Origin of the sequence: Bizionia saleffrena (assembly GCF_008086175.1) — a bacterium.
GTDB classification, from domain to species: domain Bacteria; phylum Bacteroidota; class Bacteroidia; order Flavobacteriales; family Flavobacteriaceae; genus Bizionia; species Bizionia saleffrena.
On record NZ_VSKM01000014.1, the window covers coordinates 40,684 to 56,031 of the forward strand.

12 protein-coding genes are annotated in these 15,348 nt (G+C 35.7%); 7 read left to right on the forward strand and 5 right to left on the reverse strand.

Translation table 11 applies throughout. The features are described 5' to 3' along the window. Positions 1-21: 21 nt before the first annotated feature. Genes ES676_RS12330 through ES676_RS12340 form a run of 3 tightly spaced genes read left to right on the forward strand, consistent with a single transcriptional unit; the run spans position 22 to position 3,275 of the window. Positions 22-972 carry a M28 family peptidase gene (locus ES676_RS12330; RefSeq protein ID WP_246130361.1) on the forward strand — a complete coding sequence of 317 codons (951 nt, stop codon included), beginning with the start codon at positions 22-24 and terminating at the stop codon, positions 970-972. 13 nt (positions 973-985) lie between these two features. Further along, complete coding sequence (locus ES676_RS12335; RefSeq protein WP_148370631.1) at positions 986-2,755, forward strand: MutS-related protein; 1,770 nt, start codon at positions 986-988, stop codon at positions 2,753-2,755. Positions 2,756-2,765: 10 nt separating this feature from the next. Beyond that, on the forward strand, positions 2,766-3,275 hold the full coding sequence (locus ES676_RS12340) for a hypothetical protein (protein ID WP_148370632.1): 510 nt from the start codon (positions 2,766-2,768) through the stop codon (positions 3,273-3,275). Positions 3,276-3,423: 148 nt separating this feature from the next. Here the strand turns inward: ES676_RS12340 and ES676_RS12345 are convergent, their stop codons facing one another. Further along, positions 3,424-5,514, reverse strand: a complete 2,091-nt coding sequence (locus tag ES676_RS12345; protein ID WP_148370633.1) for a S46 family peptidase — start codon at positions 5,512-5,514, stop codon at positions 3,424-3,426. A 189-nt stretch (positions 5,515-5,703) separates the two neighbouring features. Here ES676_RS12345 and ES676_RS12350 point away from each other — a divergent pair, with 189 nt between their 5' ends. Together ES676_RS12350 and ES676_RS12355 are read left to right on the forward strand one after the other, a co-directional pair. Then, complete coding sequence (locus ES676_RS12350; protein ID WP_148370634.1) at positions 5,704-6,201, forward strand: hypothetical protein; 498 nt, start codon at positions 5,704-5,706, stop codon at positions 6,199-6,201. Position 6,202: 1 nt separating this feature from the next. Next, positions 6,203-6,985, forward strand: coding sequence for a nitrilase family protein (locus ES676_RS12355; protein WP_148370635.1), 783 nt, complete (start codon positions 6,203-6,205; stop codon positions 6,983-6,985). On the opposite strand, the gene ES676_RS12360 is transcribed toward ES676_RS12355, so the two are convergent. Then, entirely contained in the window at positions 6,969-8,579 is a 1,611-nt protein-coding gene (locus ES676_RS12360; protein ID WP_148370636.1) for an Ig-like domain-containing protein, read from the reverse strand. The two genes, ES676_RS12355 and ES676_RS12360, sit on opposite strands and share 17 nt — an antisense overlap. Positions 8,580-8,676: 97 nt before the next feature. After that, positions 8,677-9,354, reverse strand: a complete 678-nt coding sequence (locus ES676_RS12365; protein ID WP_148370637.1) for a ComF family protein — start codon at positions 9,352-9,354, stop codon at positions 8,677-8,679. Positions 9,355-9,524: 170 nt separating this feature from the next. On the opposite strand from ES676_RS12365, the gene ES676_RS12370 reads away from it, so the two are divergent. Continuing rightward, entirely contained in the window at positions 9,525-10,451 is a 927-nt protein-coding gene (locus tag ES676_RS12370) for a hypothetical protein (protein WP_148370638.1), read from the forward strand. 65 nt (positions 10,452-10,516) lie between these two features. Continuing rightward, positions 10,517-12,058, forward strand: coding sequence for a glycine--tRNA ligase (locus ES676_RS12375; protein WP_148370639.1), 1,542 nt, complete (start codon positions 10,517-10,519; stop codon positions 12,056-12,058). A gap of 87 nt (positions 12,059-12,145) precedes the next feature. On the opposite strand, the gene ES676_RS12380 is transcribed toward ES676_RS12375, so the two are convergent. Both ES676_RS12380 and ES676_RS12385 read right to left on the reverse strand, forming a co-directional pair. Next, positions 12,146-14,119, reverse strand: a complete 1,974-nt coding sequence (locus tag ES676_RS12380; protein ID WP_148370640.1) for a heavy metal translocating P-type ATPase — start codon at positions 14,117-14,119, stop codon at positions 12,146-12,148. A gap of 10 nt (positions 14,120-14,129) precedes the next feature. Continuing rightward, complete coding sequence (locus ES676_RS12385; protein WP_148370641.1) at positions 14,130-15,344, reverse strand: efflux RND transporter periplasmic adaptor subunit; 1,215 nt, start codon at positions 15,342-15,344, stop codon at positions 14,130-14,132. Positions 15,345-15,348 lie beyond the last annotated feature (4 nt).

Consider the following 15,348-nt stretch of genomic DNA (forward strand, 5'->3'; position numbering starts at 1 on the left):
AGCAATTATTAATTTATCACTATGAAGACTCTTAAACTTTTTATGGCACTTACCGTAAGCGTTATTGCGCTGTCGTGTCAATCGCAAACACGAGATCAACAGACAACGACGGTTCAGGAATTGAAACCAATAACAAACTATGGTTTTACTATCGATTCAGTATTAAAACACGTTAAAACACTCTCTTCTGCTGCTTTTGAAGGCAGAAGAACAGGAACGCCTGGCGCTTTAAAGGCTAAACAATATATTATAGAAACCTTTGATGCGTTAGATGTAAAACCTCTTTTGGAAGATTTTGAGCAACCGTTTACATTCACAACGGGGTCAAAAACATATAATGCTGTCAACGTTTTAGGACTTATAGAAGGAACACAATACCACGACAAATACGTTGTAATATCTGCACACTACGATCACGAGGGCATTAAGAATGGAACCATTTATAATGGTGCCGACGATAATGCATCTGGTGTAGGTGCTTTATTTGCTTTCGCGGAATATTTTAAAACTAATCCACCACAACACAATGTTATTTTGGCTGCTTTTGATGGTGAAGAACTCGGGCTAAAAGGGGCTTACTATTATGTCGATAACCCTATTATAGAATTGAATAATATCGTACTAAATTTAAACTTTGATATGATCTCTCGTAGTGATAGTCACGAATTATTTGCCGTCGGAACACGCTATTCAGAAGTATTAAAAGAGACGGTAGAATCTTTTGAAAACCTAGGCAAAGTCAATTTGGTTATAGGACACGAAGGTTTAGATAGTACAGATAATTGGACGAATTCTAGCGATCAAGCAGCTTTTCATAATAAGGGAATTCCGTTTATATATTTTGGCGTTCCAGACCACAAAGATTATCACGAGCCTACCGATGTTTACGAAAATATAGATCAGCAATTTTTACTAGATGCTGTTCAAACCCTATTATCTGTTTTTACACAATTAGATACTAAACAGTTATAACTTTATTAAGATTATGGTACACGACAGCACATTTTATACTACTAATTTAGAAACTTATAAAGCGGAGGTTTCGTCGCTTTATAAAAAACTAACGGCGTTAAGTACGGCGCGGTTACTGGTGTTTATTGCCACAGGAATTGCTGTGTATTTTACGTTTGGTATGTGGCAAGTATCAGCAGGAGTCGCCATTTTAGGCCTCGCTATATTCTTATTTCTGCTTAATAAACATAGCAATCTTAAAACGCAGCACCACTTAAAAAAAGCATTAGTTGCTATAAATAAAAACGAATTAAAGATAGCTTCGGGCGATTTTTTTGATAAAAAAGAAGGTGCTGCATTTCAGGATACGAACCACCAGTACAGTTTAGATATCGATTTGTTTGGTCGCGGTTCCTTTTTTCAATTTATAGATCGCACGTCGACTCCCGATGGGGCGTTAACATTAGCAAACGCATTAAAAGCAAATGTTATTACAGACATAACTAATCGACAAGACGCTGTAGAAGAGTTAAGTGAGAAAGCGCATTGGCGACAACATTTTCAAGCCACAGCACAGCTAATTAAAACAGAAACCGAACTGTCTACCATAAAGCACTGGTTACATAGTCAGCAGTCCTTCTTACCTAAAATAATGCGTTGGCTGCCTAAAGCCTTTTTATTAGCTTCTCTTATTATTTTTGGGTTAGCTTTTACAGGAGTTATTGGTATTCAATTCATCGGGTATTGGTTATTTGCGGGTTTGATTGTAACTGGTAAATATTTAAAAAAGATTAATGTTTTGGCTTCAAAAGCCGATAAAATAAGAGATACCTTCAGGCAATATTCGGTATTGTTAAAAGCTATTGAATCTGAAACGTTTACTTCAGATTTACTTCAACAGAAACAACGACAAATTCGGTTAAAAGACGAAAAAGCGTCTGCTATTTTAAACTCTTTTTCAAAATCTCTAGATGCTTTAGATAATAGAAATAATCTTATTTCGGCAATTTTTGGGAATGGTTATTTTATCACCGACATAAAAAACAGTTATGCCATAGAGAGTTGGTTAGAGAACTACAAAGGTTTGGTCGACGATTGGTTTGAAGTGGTCTCGTTTTTTGATGCTTATAACAGTTTAGGAAATTATGCGTTTAACCATTCGGGGTTTGTATTTCCTGAAATCGTTAGCGAAGAAAGGACAACGAAAGTGGCGAATTTGGGTCACCCAATGTTAGATGATAAAAAACGTGTAGATAATACGTTCGAGATTACTAACGAGCAGTTTTTTATTATTACCGGAGCGAATATGGCCGGAAAAAGCACGTTTTTAAGAACGGTTTCTCTACATATCGTTATGGCGAATATGGGCTTACCGGTTTGTGCGGAGTCTAGTCGTTATGTACCGGTAAAATTAATTACGAGTATGCGTACTAGCGATTCGTTAACCGATGATAGTTCTTACTTTTTTTCTGAATTAACACGCTTAAAATACATTGTAGACGCTATCGAAACCGATAAATATTTTATTATTCTGGATGAAATCTTAAAAGGAACTAACAGTACGGATAAAGCGATTGGTTCGCGAAAGTTTGTTGAGAAATTAGTAGCTAGTAATGCCACAGGAATTATTGCTACGCACGATTTAAGTTTATGTGAAATTGAAAAAACGCTACCTGAAGTTAAAAATTACTATTTCGATGCGCAAATTATAAACGACGAGCTGTATTTTGATTACACCTTTAAAAAGGGGATTTGCCAGAATATGAATGCGAGTTTTCTATTGAAGAAAATGGAAATTGTCTAAAAATTAAATTATGAAAAACATATTCGTTTTAAAATTAGTAACACTATTTGCTGTATTGTTGTTTCTTTCCTGTGGAAGCAAAGAGAAAGTAATTACTCCAAACGGCATAGTGTATGAACTAAAAGGAAGTAAATTCTATAGCAATGGAGAAGAGATAACGGAGGAGTTATCGCGGGAAAAGAAATCAGAGATTAATGAGATTCTAAACAATAGAATTGAGTTCGAGAAAAAGGCTGAAAAGTTAAAAAAAGAATTGGAAGATGCGCAAAATAAAGCTGCAAAAGCATTAAAGAAAGCAGAAAAAGAACAGAAAGCGCTAGCTAAAAAAGTGAGAAGAAAGGACGATGCGAGAAAAGACTTTTTTAAAGTAAGAGATAAGCTAAAAAAGCAAAATGAAAAATATCAAAGACTAATAGGCAAAGGTAAATTGTCTCCCGATGATATTAACGGATGGGAAAAAACTATAAAAAAGCTAGAGAAAAAAGTGCAAGATGCAGAGCAAAAATTAAAGCGCTACTAATAAAAATGAATGAAGTATACCAAAGAGACAGAAGTTATTAAAAATTTCTAGGAGTTGTAAGTAAGTATTAGTTAAAAGCAGCTAGTAGAGAATAATAGGATAAAAAAATGGGCTAACGTTTAACGCTAGCCCATTTTTAATTTAATCTTTATTTTTTCTTTGGGTGTACCAATTTCATTTCGTCAATTAAATGTTTTGCGCCAGCAAATTTGTCAATTATAAACAGAATGTAACGCGCATCTACCATAATATTTCGACAAATTTCGGGGTCGTAATTCATATCACTCATTGTCCCTTCCCACACGCGGTCGAAGTTTAAACCCACTAAGTTTCCTTCGGCATCAATAGCAGGACTCCCAGAGTTCCCTCCAGTAGTATGGTTTGTTCCTAAAAAGCAAACCGGTACTTTTCCGTTTACGTCTGCGTATTGTCCGTAATCCTTAGCCTCATATAATTCTAATAATTTTTTGGGTACATCAAACTCATAATCTCCAGGCACAAATTTTTCAATAACACCATCTAAATAGGTTACAGGCTCGTAATACACGGCATCTCTTGGCGAGTACCCTTTAACTTGACCATAAGTAACTCGCAATGTACCGTTCGCATCTGGAAAATAACGTGCGTCTGGCAGCGCTTCCATTAAGGCCGTCATATATTTTGTTTGTAACGCAGAAATCGCTAAGTTTTTTTCTTGGAACTCAGGGTCAATCGTGTTGTAAAATTCTTCAATAAGTGGCTTAGCATATTTGTAAGCGGCATCTTTATTTAGTTTTTTAAGAACGTCTTTTTGCTTTCCGTTTAATAATTTTAACGCATCATCTAAATTGGTAAATGCTGTTTTATCATAAATGGAGGCGGCAACGGTAGTCGTGTAAAAAGGCATCACGTTTTCAAAAACACCTTTATCTACAGCAACGTCGTAGTTTTTATGAATGCCTTTTAAGGTGCCTTCTAGAGATTCTTTTGCTTTGTCAAAAAGTGCTGGTTTTTCGATAATAGCACGTTCAAATTGATACGCTCTAAGGGTCATTTGCATTAACTCGTTAGTCACGATAAACACTTCAATAAAGTTTCTTCTTTTAATATTTACTTCGGCGAAATCGTTATATAATTTCTCGAATTCAGGTAAAATTGTAGCATATTTACTTTCTAACGCTTTTTGTTTTAAAGCCGCTGTAAATTCAGCTTCAAACTCACGCCTTTGAGAAATGGCGTTACTTTTTTCAATTCCTAAATTTTCACCAACCCACTTTTTCCAAGCATTGGCAATACGTGCTTGCTTAGAAGCATATTTTATTCTTACCTCATCGCTTTCTTGCATTTTAGCATCGATAACTTCTAATGCTCCTTCGCGAATTTCAATATTACTCGGGTTAAATTCTTTTGTAATATGCGCGATAGCAACTGACGGTAAATACTCGTTGGTACGACCAGGGAAACCAAAGACCAATGTAAAATCACCTTCTTCAACACCATCTAAAGAAATTGGTAAAAAGTGTTTTGGTGTGTAGGGCTTGTTGTCTTTGCTGTATTCTGCAGGACGATTATTTTTGTCAGCATAAATTCTAAATAGAGAAAAATCTCCTGTATGTCTAGGAAACACCCAGTTATCTGTATCACTACCAAATTTACCAATACTTGTTGGTGGCGCACCCACTAAACGGATATCGTTAAAACGTTCTGTTACAAATAAAAAGTACTGATTACCTTCGTAAAACGACTTGATTTTAGTGTCTTGCCAGTCTTCTTTTGCGACTGTTGCTTCGTAGGTGTTACTATTTTTTGAAATAGCCGATTGTCTTTCAGTAGACTTCATACTATCGGTTACGCCAGCCAAAACTTGCTCGGTAACATCCTCAATTCTTACAATAAACTCGATATATAGACCTTCGTTAGGAAGTTCTTCATCTAAATTCATTGCCCAAAAACCATCTTTTAAATAATCGTTTTCTAAAGTCGAGTGCGACTGAATTTGGCTAAAACCACAGTGGTGATTCGTTAATATTAAACCTTGATCGGAAATAATCTCACTGGTACAACCACCATTAAAATGACCAATCGCATCTTTTAAGCTCGAATTATTAACATCGTAAATATCTTGAGCAGAAAGTTTACTACCAAGATTCGTCATTTCGGTTTCGTTCATCCCTTGTAAAAGCGAAGGAATCCACATTCCGCCTTGTTGAGCAGACACTTGAACCGTAATAAAAAGTAAGAGGAATTTTAAGAATTTCATTATATATAGATTTAAAGTATCAAATATAAAAAATGAAGTCATCATTCTCATCCTTTTTGCTATATTAAAAGGTGTAAAAGCCAGTTAGAGTCCTCTTTTTATCGAAGAACTTTAAAATGGTAATTAAAATCAGACTCTTATTTAGTGGGATTTAAGTAGTAAATTTGATAATAACTAAAATTAAAACGTATGAAATCTTTAAAAATTATAATAATTATGCTATTTCTATGTGTTGTAAATATAGGTTTAGCACAAGAAGTAGAACACAACAGAGAAACCTATGTTGTTTCTGGAGGGGCTGTATTTAAAGCGGGGATAAATGTAACTGAAACCTTGTCGGAGGTCGATAAAAAGTCTATTTTCTCGCAATTAAAGACTAATAAAAAACGCATAAAAAAGAACGAAAAAGCAAGAGGTAAAGCGGCTAAGCAAGCAAGAGCGACCGAAAAGAAATTAAAACAAAGTGAAAAAGCGTTAAAAAAGGAACAGAAATTAATTAAAGCGAAAGAAAAAGCCCAATCGAAATTAAAGAGCGTTCAATCGGATTTGCAAAAACAACAAAAGAAATTCGATAGACTAAAACGTAAAGATAAACTCACTCCGGATGCGACTATGAAGTTTGAAAAAAAACTTTTAAAATTGAAGGAGAAAGTGCTCAAGGCGCAATCAAAATTGAAAAGGATATAAAATGTCTGACACTTTAAAAATAGTAACGATTCAATCGGATTTGGTTTGGGAGAACCCCGAACAGAACCGAGAACAATTCGGAAAAAAAATAAAGGCCATTGCCGAGTCTGTAGATATTATTGTATTGCCAGAAATGTTTACGTCTGGTTTTACAATGCATCCCGAACACGTGGCCGAAACAATGCACGGTAAAACTATAAAATGGTTGCAAGCGTTGGCAAAAGATAAGGACGCTGCTATTACAGGTAGTTTGGTGATAAAAGAAACCGATGCTTTTTACAATCGCATGGTTTTTGTGCATCCCAATGGCGATATTGAGATTTATAATAAACGCCACACGTTCACTTTGGCTGGCGAAGAAAAGGCGTATTATAAAGGCGAGAAACAATTGATTGTCTCTTATAAAAATTGGCGCATTTGCCCTTTGGTATGTTACGATTTGCGTTTTCCTGTGTGGGCAAGAAACACGCAAAATTACGACGTTTTAATTTACGTTGCGAATTGGCCAAAAGTAAGAATTAAGGCGTGGGATGTTTTATTGCAAGCGCGAGCCATAGAAAATATGAGTTATTGCGTGGGCGTTAACAGAGTTGGGTTCGACAATAAAAATAATGAATACTCTGGTCATACGGCGGTCTATAACGTGCTAGGTGAAAAACTATCTGAAACCTTACAGAATATAGCGACCACCGAAATGGTGACTTTATATAAATGCCACATCGAAAAAAACAGACGTCATTTAGGCTTCTTAAAGGATAGAGATAACTTTAATCTAATAATGTAAACGTTACAATTTCGTCCCAACCCGATCGTCCTTCAATAGGCTTGTCGGAATAACTTACACGTTCTGGTTGTATGCCTTTTAAGTAATTTCCGGTGTCGTATATGCCATTTTTATTACGGTCGTAAATGGCACGCAAATAATAGGTGTTCGCGTCTAGAAATTCAAAATCTACAGGTTTAGGCTCCGCAACATAAGCTTCAGCTTTTACGTCGCCTTCTTTGTTGGTTAGTTGCAGAATAACAGGGTACTCAGCGTTAATTAAATTCACCCGAATATTGGCATATTTATTCACTGAAAGTGTTCGCAAACCGTAATTTAAAGTGTCGTTTTTGTTGTCGAAGAAATCTGTAATGGCTCCCGGTAAAATTTCCACTATGTATTTATTGTCTTCTGTTTTATCGAAACGGAAACTATACTTATTTTGCAAACTGTCGAAAGATTTTTTAAAAGGGACAACTACCGAATCCTTATCGCGAATAGTCATTTTTTGTTCATCGAAATTTGTAAACGGAATAGTTGCAGATACGCTAAAATCTTCGTTATACTTAATAACATTCTTTGGGAACGAAGAGACAACAAGTGTATCTCGGCTACTGTCTCTATTTCTAACAGTAAAAGTGTCGACAATCGTCTTGTTGGTGATTGTAAAGACTAAAGAATCGAGTTCTAATTTCGGATTGTAAAAATAATTTAAGGTATCCTTACCTTCTTCTTTAAAAAAGCGCGACTGGTAAGTGTCAGGCACATTAGTAAGTAGCGCGATGTCTACATCGTTGTAATCGCCTTCAAAACCAAAGATTATTTTCTCACCCGAGACCAATTTTGGTCTTGCCGCTTTATAATTTAAAACCTCCGCGAATAAATTCAATTTGTAAAAAGCAGAGTCGCTAGGTACCGATATAGATGTTTCATAAAATGCGATTTTATCCGTTTTCTGCTGAAATTTATTATCGCTATTTGCATCTTTTAAGGCCCGTAACATATAAGTTCCAGCTTTTACGTTTTCAATTGTGAAATTAGTGGTGCTATCTAAGGTGTTTGTAATGTAATCTGGGGTTCTTTTTAAAATAAGAGAATCAGAATACGCATCATTTACTTCATATAAAACGACAGAAACAAAAGTGTCCGATTCGTAATTTATAGCGTTTTTAATACTTCCTTTTACGGTTAAAGAATCGATATAATCGCCTGTCGATAAGACATATCTGTAATAGGTAAATGGGTTCTCTTCGTTATTATCCACAATACTATTCCCGAAATTAAAAGCATACGTTGTATTCGGTTTTAAGGTATCGTTAATTTTTATGGTAATGTATTTACTAGCGCTTCCTAAAGGTGTGATTTCTGGCGCAGTATCCATTGGGGGAGAAATAATAAGTTGCTTTGATAGATTTTTAATTTTGATGTACTCGTTAAAGTAAATTTTAATCTCTTTTGCTTTAAAATTTGTAGAATAGTTCGCTGGGAAAGATCTAACTATTTCTGGCGGAATACTATCTATTTCTCCGCCACTTGGCGAACCACGATTCGCGCAACTAGCAATAATTAAACCAATAACGGCTACAAAAAGGAGGTTATATAAACGAGTGTGCATACTTAAATTTAAATGTTTAGCAAATTAACAACTTATTTATTAACTAACGAAAAAGCACGTTATTTTCTATGGGTGGTTTATGCGCTATTTAATAGCGCTAGGCAATAGCCATTGTCGCGATGCTAACTTTTACATTTGTGGCCTTGTTTAGCGCTATAACACAAGCTTCTAAGGTGGCGCCTGTGGTAATAATATCGTCAATTAAGAGAATGTGTTTGTTATTTAATTTATGGGTGTTGTGCAAGGTGAATAATTCTGTTTTATCATTCCAACGCGCAAATCGGTTTTTGTTTACTTGCGATTTGGTGTCGGTTGTTTTTAGTAATACGTCATCGCAATACGTGGTGTTTAAAGCGAGGGCTAAATGTTTTCCAAAACGCTCCACTTGATTATAACCTCTTTTTCGTTTTTTACGGTTGTGCAAAGGCACAGGAATAATAAGGTCTACAGAGGCATAATGCTCTATAGATTTCAACTCTTCCCCAAGCCAATCGCCTAAAAACAAACCAATGTCTTCTTGTCCTTTGTATTTTAACTGATGTAATAGTTTTTGTACAATTCCTTTTTTAGTAAAACGCAGTAATGCTGTTGCGCGTTCTACTTTTACCCGACCATAAAACATTTTTTCCACAGTTGGGTCGTTGGTTTTATGAAAGTTTGTAACAGGTAATTGGTGTCGGCATTTTGTGCAAAGATGGAGCTCGTTGTCGTTTAAAATTGAGGTGCAGGTATAACACACCTTAGGAAAAATTAAATCTAATACGGAAGTGAGCATAGGCAATACTATTTTTTGAACGCTTCATTCGACGTGCCAGATAAAGTGTTTCTTTTTCAATTTAATAAAAAATTCGCACTCTTTTAACAAGTTTTTAACCGTTTCATCGAATATAAAATGGAATTTCTCTGATATTTTATAAGTTTACACCTATTAATAGCACATTTTTTATGATAGTTAATCCTCAATTTTTTAATTATAGGATAATTATAAGTTCGTTAGTTATAGCAGTGGTAATATTAAGCGGTTTCGCTTATGTTAATTATGGTAATCAAAAACAAGTACAGACGTTTATTGAGCAAGAGAATACACTTATTGAAAATGAATTGTCTGAAATGCTTAGCCGTTACGATGTTCTAGAAATAGAAAATGGCACTATAAAATCACAATTAAAAGAATCCAGAAGAAAGTTGCAGAGCATTCTAGATTCTGTAAAATCGCTAGAACCCAATGCAGCTTTAATTTCTCGGTACAAGGCACAGCTTATAAAACTCAAGTTGGAAAACGCGAGTATACTTACTCTTGTTAAAAATTTAGAGAAGGAAAACGATTCTTTATTAGTTACAAATAAAAAGGTAGAAACATCGTTAGCACAAACAAAAACGCGCTTAAAACGAAGCGCGATAACCGCTATAACTTTAAAAAAACAAAATAACACATTAGAAAAAAAGAATGGCACTCTCGAATATCAATTAGTGGAAGCAAAGCGTATCAGAATTGTAAATATGAATGCTGAGGGTGTTAAACGTATTGCCAGAAATAGAATTGTAAATACAAGGCGGGCATCGAAAATTAAAAATATTCATGTTAGTTTTACAATGCAGGCTAACAAATTTGCCGCAAAAGGCGATAAGAATATTTATATACAAGTGCTTGATCCGCAAAACAATATTGTATCAAATAAAGCGGAAGTAAATTTTAATGAAAAATCTTTAATTTATTCCCGTAAAGAAGTGGTAGATTATCGTAACAATGATCTGGAGGTCTCTACGTTTATTGACATTAATAAAGATAAAGACTTAGTAAAAGGCACCTATTTTATAAGTGTTTTTTATGACGTCGAACTAATAGGTAGTACTAGCATGGAATTAAAATAAAAAAATCCTTATAATTTTACCAAAACCGTTCCATTAGTTTGGAGCGGTTTTATACTTTTGTACTTATGGCAAATCAAGACGATAAATTTAAAAAAGTAATCTCTCATGCTAAAGAATACGGTTACGTATTTCAAAGTAGTGAAATATACGACGGCCTGAGCGCTGTTTATGATTACGCACAAAACGGAGTAGAGTTAAAGAAAAATATACGTGACTATTGGTGGCGAGCAATGGTGCAAATGCACGACAATATTGTAGGTTTAGACGCCTCTATATTAATGCATCCCACCACTTGGAAAGCGTCCGGCCACGTTGATGCGTTTAATGATCCGTTAATTGATAATAAAGATTCTAAAAAGCGGTATAGAGCAGATGTTTTAATTGAAGACTATTGCGCCAAAATAGAAAATAAAATAGATAAAGAAGTGGCCAAAGCAGAAAAACGTTTTGGTGAAACTTTTGATAAAGCCGAATTTGTTTCGACAAATCCGCGAGTTTTAGGGTATCAAGAAAAAATCGATACAATCTTAAAGCGTATGGGAGAATCTTTAGGGAATGAAGATTTAGCCGATGTAAAAGCATTAATAGAAGAGTTAGAAATCGCAGATCCGTTAACGGGAAGTAAAAACTGGACAGAGGTGAAGCAATTTAATCTGATGTTTGGCACTAAGCTTGGTGCTTCTGCAGAACATGCTATGGATTTATATTTACGCCCAGAAACAGCTCAAGGTATTTTTGTTAACTTTTTAAATGTTCAGAAAAGTGGCCGAATGAAAATTCCTTTCGGAATAGCACAAACCGGAAAAGCGTTTAGAAACGAAATTGTAGCACGACAGTTTATTTTTAGAATGCGTGAGTTTGAACAAATGGAAATGCAGTTTTTTATTAAGCCAGGCACGCAAAAAAAATGGTTCGAGCACTGGAAAGAAACGAGAATGAAATGGCATAAATCACTGGGTTTAGGCGAAGAGAATTACCGTTTCCACGATCACGAAAAATTAGCGCACTACGCAGATGCTGCTACCGATATTGAATTTAAATTTCCATTTGGGTTTAAAGAATTAGAAGGGATTCACTCGCGTACAGATTTCGATTTAAAACAACACGAAGAATTTTCTGGTAAGAAATTACAGTATTTCGACCACGAAGAAAACGCGAGTTACACGCCTTACGTTTTAGAAACGTCTATAGGTTTAGACCGTATGTTTTTAGCTGTTTTTTCTAATGCATTACAAGAAGAAGAGTTAGAAAACAATACAACGCGTACCGTTTTAAAATTACCAGCGGTATTAGCGCCATTTAAAGCAGCGGTTTTACCATTGGTTAAAAAGGATGGATTACCAGAAGTTGCGCAACAAATTGTTGACGATTTAAAATGGGATTTTAATATCGCTTACGATGAAAAAGATGCTGTTGGAAGACGTTACCGTCGTCAAGATGCTAACGGAACACCATTATGTATTACCGTAGATCACGACACCTTAAACGATAATTGTGTTACGGTGCGCTATAGGGATACAATGGAACAGAAACGGGTTAAAATTGAAGAGCTTCACGATATAATTAAACAAGAAGTTGATGTTAAAACATGGTTACAAAAAATGTAATAACCTGGTCATTTTATAAAGTAAAAAACACCCAAGCTATCGTTTAGTTTGGGTGTTTTTTTTACCAATAGTTATAAAAAGATATGCTTACTTAATATCAAATCGCAATAAACGCAAGGCGTTAATAACAACTAATAAGGTGGAGCCCTCGTGTATTATAACGGCAATTCCAATGTTAGCAAATCCAAAAAGAGTTGCCGGAACCAGAAACGCAACAATACCCAGACTAATCCACAGGTTCTGTTTTATAATTTTTTTCGATGCGCGACTCAAAGCGATAACAAAAGGAAGTGCTTCAATCTTATCAGACATTAATGCAACATCTGCCGTTTCTAAGGCGACATCGCTTCCAGCGGCTCCCATTGCGATACCAACGGTGCTATTCGCCATTGCCGGAGAATCGTTCACGCCATCGCCAACCATAGCAACTTTGTTGTTATTCGCCTTTAATTCTTGAATCGCTTTTACCTTATCTTCAGGTAATAAATTGCCTCGAGCTTCTGTTAATCCTATTTGTTTTGCAATGGCATCACCCACATTTTGGTGATCGCCAGTGAGCATTACCATTTTTTTAATCCCAATACGTTTTAGATGTGCTAAGGTGCTTTTTGCGGTGTCTCTCGGCACATCCATAACACTTAGTAATCCAATAATTTCGTTATTAAAAGCAACAAGCATTACTGTTTGCCCGCCAGTTAACAAGTTGTTGCTTTGTTGTTGTACGGCTTCAGATACTAATATATTATGACCTTGCATCAAAACAGTATTACCAATATAAACGGATTGATTATTATAAATAGCTTCAATACCTTTTCCTTGAATGGCTTTAATTCCAGAGGCTGAACCTGTTTCCGTTAAGCTGTACTGTTGTTTTAAGTCCTTGGAAATGGCTTTTGCTAAGGGATGATTACTTAAACTTTCAACGTCTAAAACTAACTGCAGAAAAGTGTTTTCATCATAATTATTTAAAGCCATGGCGTGAGTTAACTTCGGTTTACCTTCTGTTAAAGTTCCTGTTTTATCGAAGGCTATGGTATCTAAACTTCCTAAGTCTTCCAAAGCACGACCTCCCTTTATTAACACTCCTTTTTTTGCTGCTCGGGCGACACCACTAAGCACAGCGCTTGGTGTTGATATGGCTAAAGCACATGGGCTGGCAGCCACTAGAACCGTAATGGCACGATATAAACTATCATTAAAGGATTCGTCTATAACTAAATAGGCAAAACACAGTGTGATTACCAAAATAATAACGGTAGGCACAAACCACTTTTCAAAGCGTTTTGTTAAGCGTTGTGTGGGTGATTTGTGTGTTTCAACTTCACTCACCATTTTAACCAATCTTGAAATTGAAGAATCTTCGCTTAACTTTAATACCTTTACTTCTAAAGCGCTATCTCCGTTTATCGTCCCTGTAAAAACAATATTTACGGCATCGATGTCATTAAAGTCCGGTAAGGCTTCAGAGTTTATTATAAATGTTTTGTCGACCGGCATACTTTCACCGGTAATAGAAGCTTGATTGATGCTACTGCTGCCTTTTATTATTACACCATCGGCCGCAATTTTGGTGTTTGGTTTAACGACGATAGTATCATTTATGCGAAGCTCTTCAATGGGTACTTCTTTTAATGATTTTCCTTTTTTTAGTAACGCTGTTTTGGGCGATAATTCGCCAAGCGCTTCAATAGACTTCTTCGCTTTGTTCATCGCATAATGTTCTAAAGCGTGTCCTAAACTAAACAGAAATAGAAGTAACGCGCCTTCGGCCCAACTTCCAATATAAGCTGCTCCAATAGCGGCAGCGATCATTAAGAAATCAATTTCGAACTCTCCTTTTTTAATTTTTTCAGCGGCTTCTTTGAGCGCGAATACACCGCCAAAAAAGTAAGCTAAAATGTAACAGCTTAGTGGCAGCCATTCGTTTACAGAGGCTAAATAAGAGAGACCAAAACCAAGTCCTAAAAGCACACCGCTCGCTATTGAAAAATACAGTTCAGTTTGTTCTCCTAAAAATCGGTTATGATTGTGAGTGTTTTCGGTGTGTTTACGTTCTTTCATACGATACGGATTAATGTGAATGCTCTGCGTCTCCTTTTTTCAACTCTGAAATTAAGTAATAAGCACCACTTTGCGCCACTAAAACCGAAGATTTTTGTTCGTTTTTAAATTGAAAAGAAGAATAACCATTTACGGTGTTTTTTATGATAACTTCTTCTGGCGTAAATTTCCATATAGTCTCGTTTACTTTCTTAGCCACAAAAACATAAGAGTACGCACCATCTTGAAAAACTGCCGATTCAGCTATTGCTTTTTCGGTAGTGTTTTTAGTTATAATTTGCGCATTAACATACATTCCAGGTATTAATTTTTTGTCTTTATTTTCAATTTCAGCGTGAATATGTAAGGCTTTCGGGCCGTCTTCAAATGCTTTCCCTACCGAATATATTTCTGCTGTAAGTTCTGTGTTTCCTAAAGATTCCACTTTAAACCGAACGGTTTGTCCGTTCTTAACTTTTGTAACATCTTTCTCATAAACCATTAAATCCAAATGAATATGTTCGGTGTTTACAATATCCATTAAGGCAGTTTGTGGCTGGGAAAATTGCCCTGTTTTTACAAAAACTTTTTCGATATAACCATTTATTGGGCTGTGTAAGGGTGCAGATTCGGAAATGTTTCCTGCTTTTACACGTTGTGGCGATAAACCTAATAATCGCAGTTGGCTTTCGTAACCTTTTGCTAAACCAGATGTGCTGTTATAGGTCGATTTCGCTTGCTGATAATCGCGACCCGAAGCGACGCCTTGATCGTATAACGTTTGCTGACGTTTAAAATCTTGTTCTAAAAAAGACAACTTATTTAAAGTTTGAAGATAATCGGTTTGAATAGTAATAATATCAGGGTGGGTGATATAGGCAACGACCTGACCTTTTGTAACGTAATCTCCTTCAATAACTTTAATTTGGCTAATATTAGCGCCAATCGTTGTTGTGATTACCGCTTCATTTTGCGGCGGAACACCAAGAGTACCGTTCACTTGGATAAAACCACTCATATTTCGGTTTGAAATGGTATCGATGGTAATATTTAAGTCCGCAAGTTGCGTTGACGATAATTCAATATGATCAGACTGTTCGTCGTCTGCGTGTTCGTCAACTTCAGGCGATATTTGCGCATTCGTCTTATTTTCGGGAACAGAATGGTTTTCATCTGAAGAGTTTTTACAGCTTAAACTAATAAGTAAAAGCAATAAAATACCGTAAGTTTTATAGAGTGTTTTCATAGTG

Bases quoted from the DNA above. Each gene is read 5' to 3' on its own strand.
- ES676_RS12355 (WP_148370635.1), top strand. From the start codon at position 6,203: ATGTCTGACACTTTAAAAATAGTAACGATTCAATCGGATTTGGTTTGG.
- ES676_RS12345 (WP_148370633.1), bottom strand. From the start codon at position 5,514: ATGAAATTCTTAAAATTCCTCTTACTTTTTATTACGGTTCAAGTGTCT.
- ES676_RS12330 (WP_246130361.1), top strand. From the start codon at position 22: ATGAAGACTCTTAAACTTTTTATGGCACTTACCGTAAGCGTTATTGCG.
- ES676_RS12340 (WP_148370632.1), top strand. From the start codon at position 2,766: ATGAAAAACATATTCGTTTTAAAATTAGTAACACTATTTGCTGTATTG.
- ES676_RS12335 (WP_148370631.1), top strand. From the start codon at position 986: ATGGTACACGACAGCACATTTTATACTACTAATTTAGAAACTTATAAA.
- ES676_RS12365 (WP_148370637.1), bottom strand. From the start codon at position 9,354: ATGCTCACTTCCGTATTAGATTTAATTTTTCCTAAGGTGTGTTATACC.
- ES676_RS12375 (WP_148370639.1), top strand. From the start codon at position 10,517: ATGGCAAATCAAGACGATAAATTTAAAAAAGTAATCTCTCATGCTAAA.
- ES676_RS12360 (WP_148370636.1), bottom strand. From the start codon at position 8,579: ATGCACACTCGTTTATATAACCTCCTTTTTGTAGCCGTTATTGGTTTA.
- ES676_RS12385 (WP_148370641.1), bottom strand. From the start codon at position 15,344: ATGAAAACACTCTATAAAACTTACGGTATTTTATTGCTTTTACTTATT.
- ES676_RS12370 (WP_148370638.1), top strand. From the start codon at position 9,525: ATGATAGTTAATCCTCAATTTTTTAATTATAGGATAATTATAAGTTCG.
- ES676_RS12380 (WP_148370640.1), bottom strand. From the start codon at position 14,119: ATGAAAGAACGTAAACACACCGAAAACACTCACAATCATAACCGATTT.
- ES676_RS12350 (WP_148370634.1), top strand. From the start codon at position 5,704: ATGAAATCTTTAAAAATTATAATAATTATGCTATTTCTATGTGTTGTA.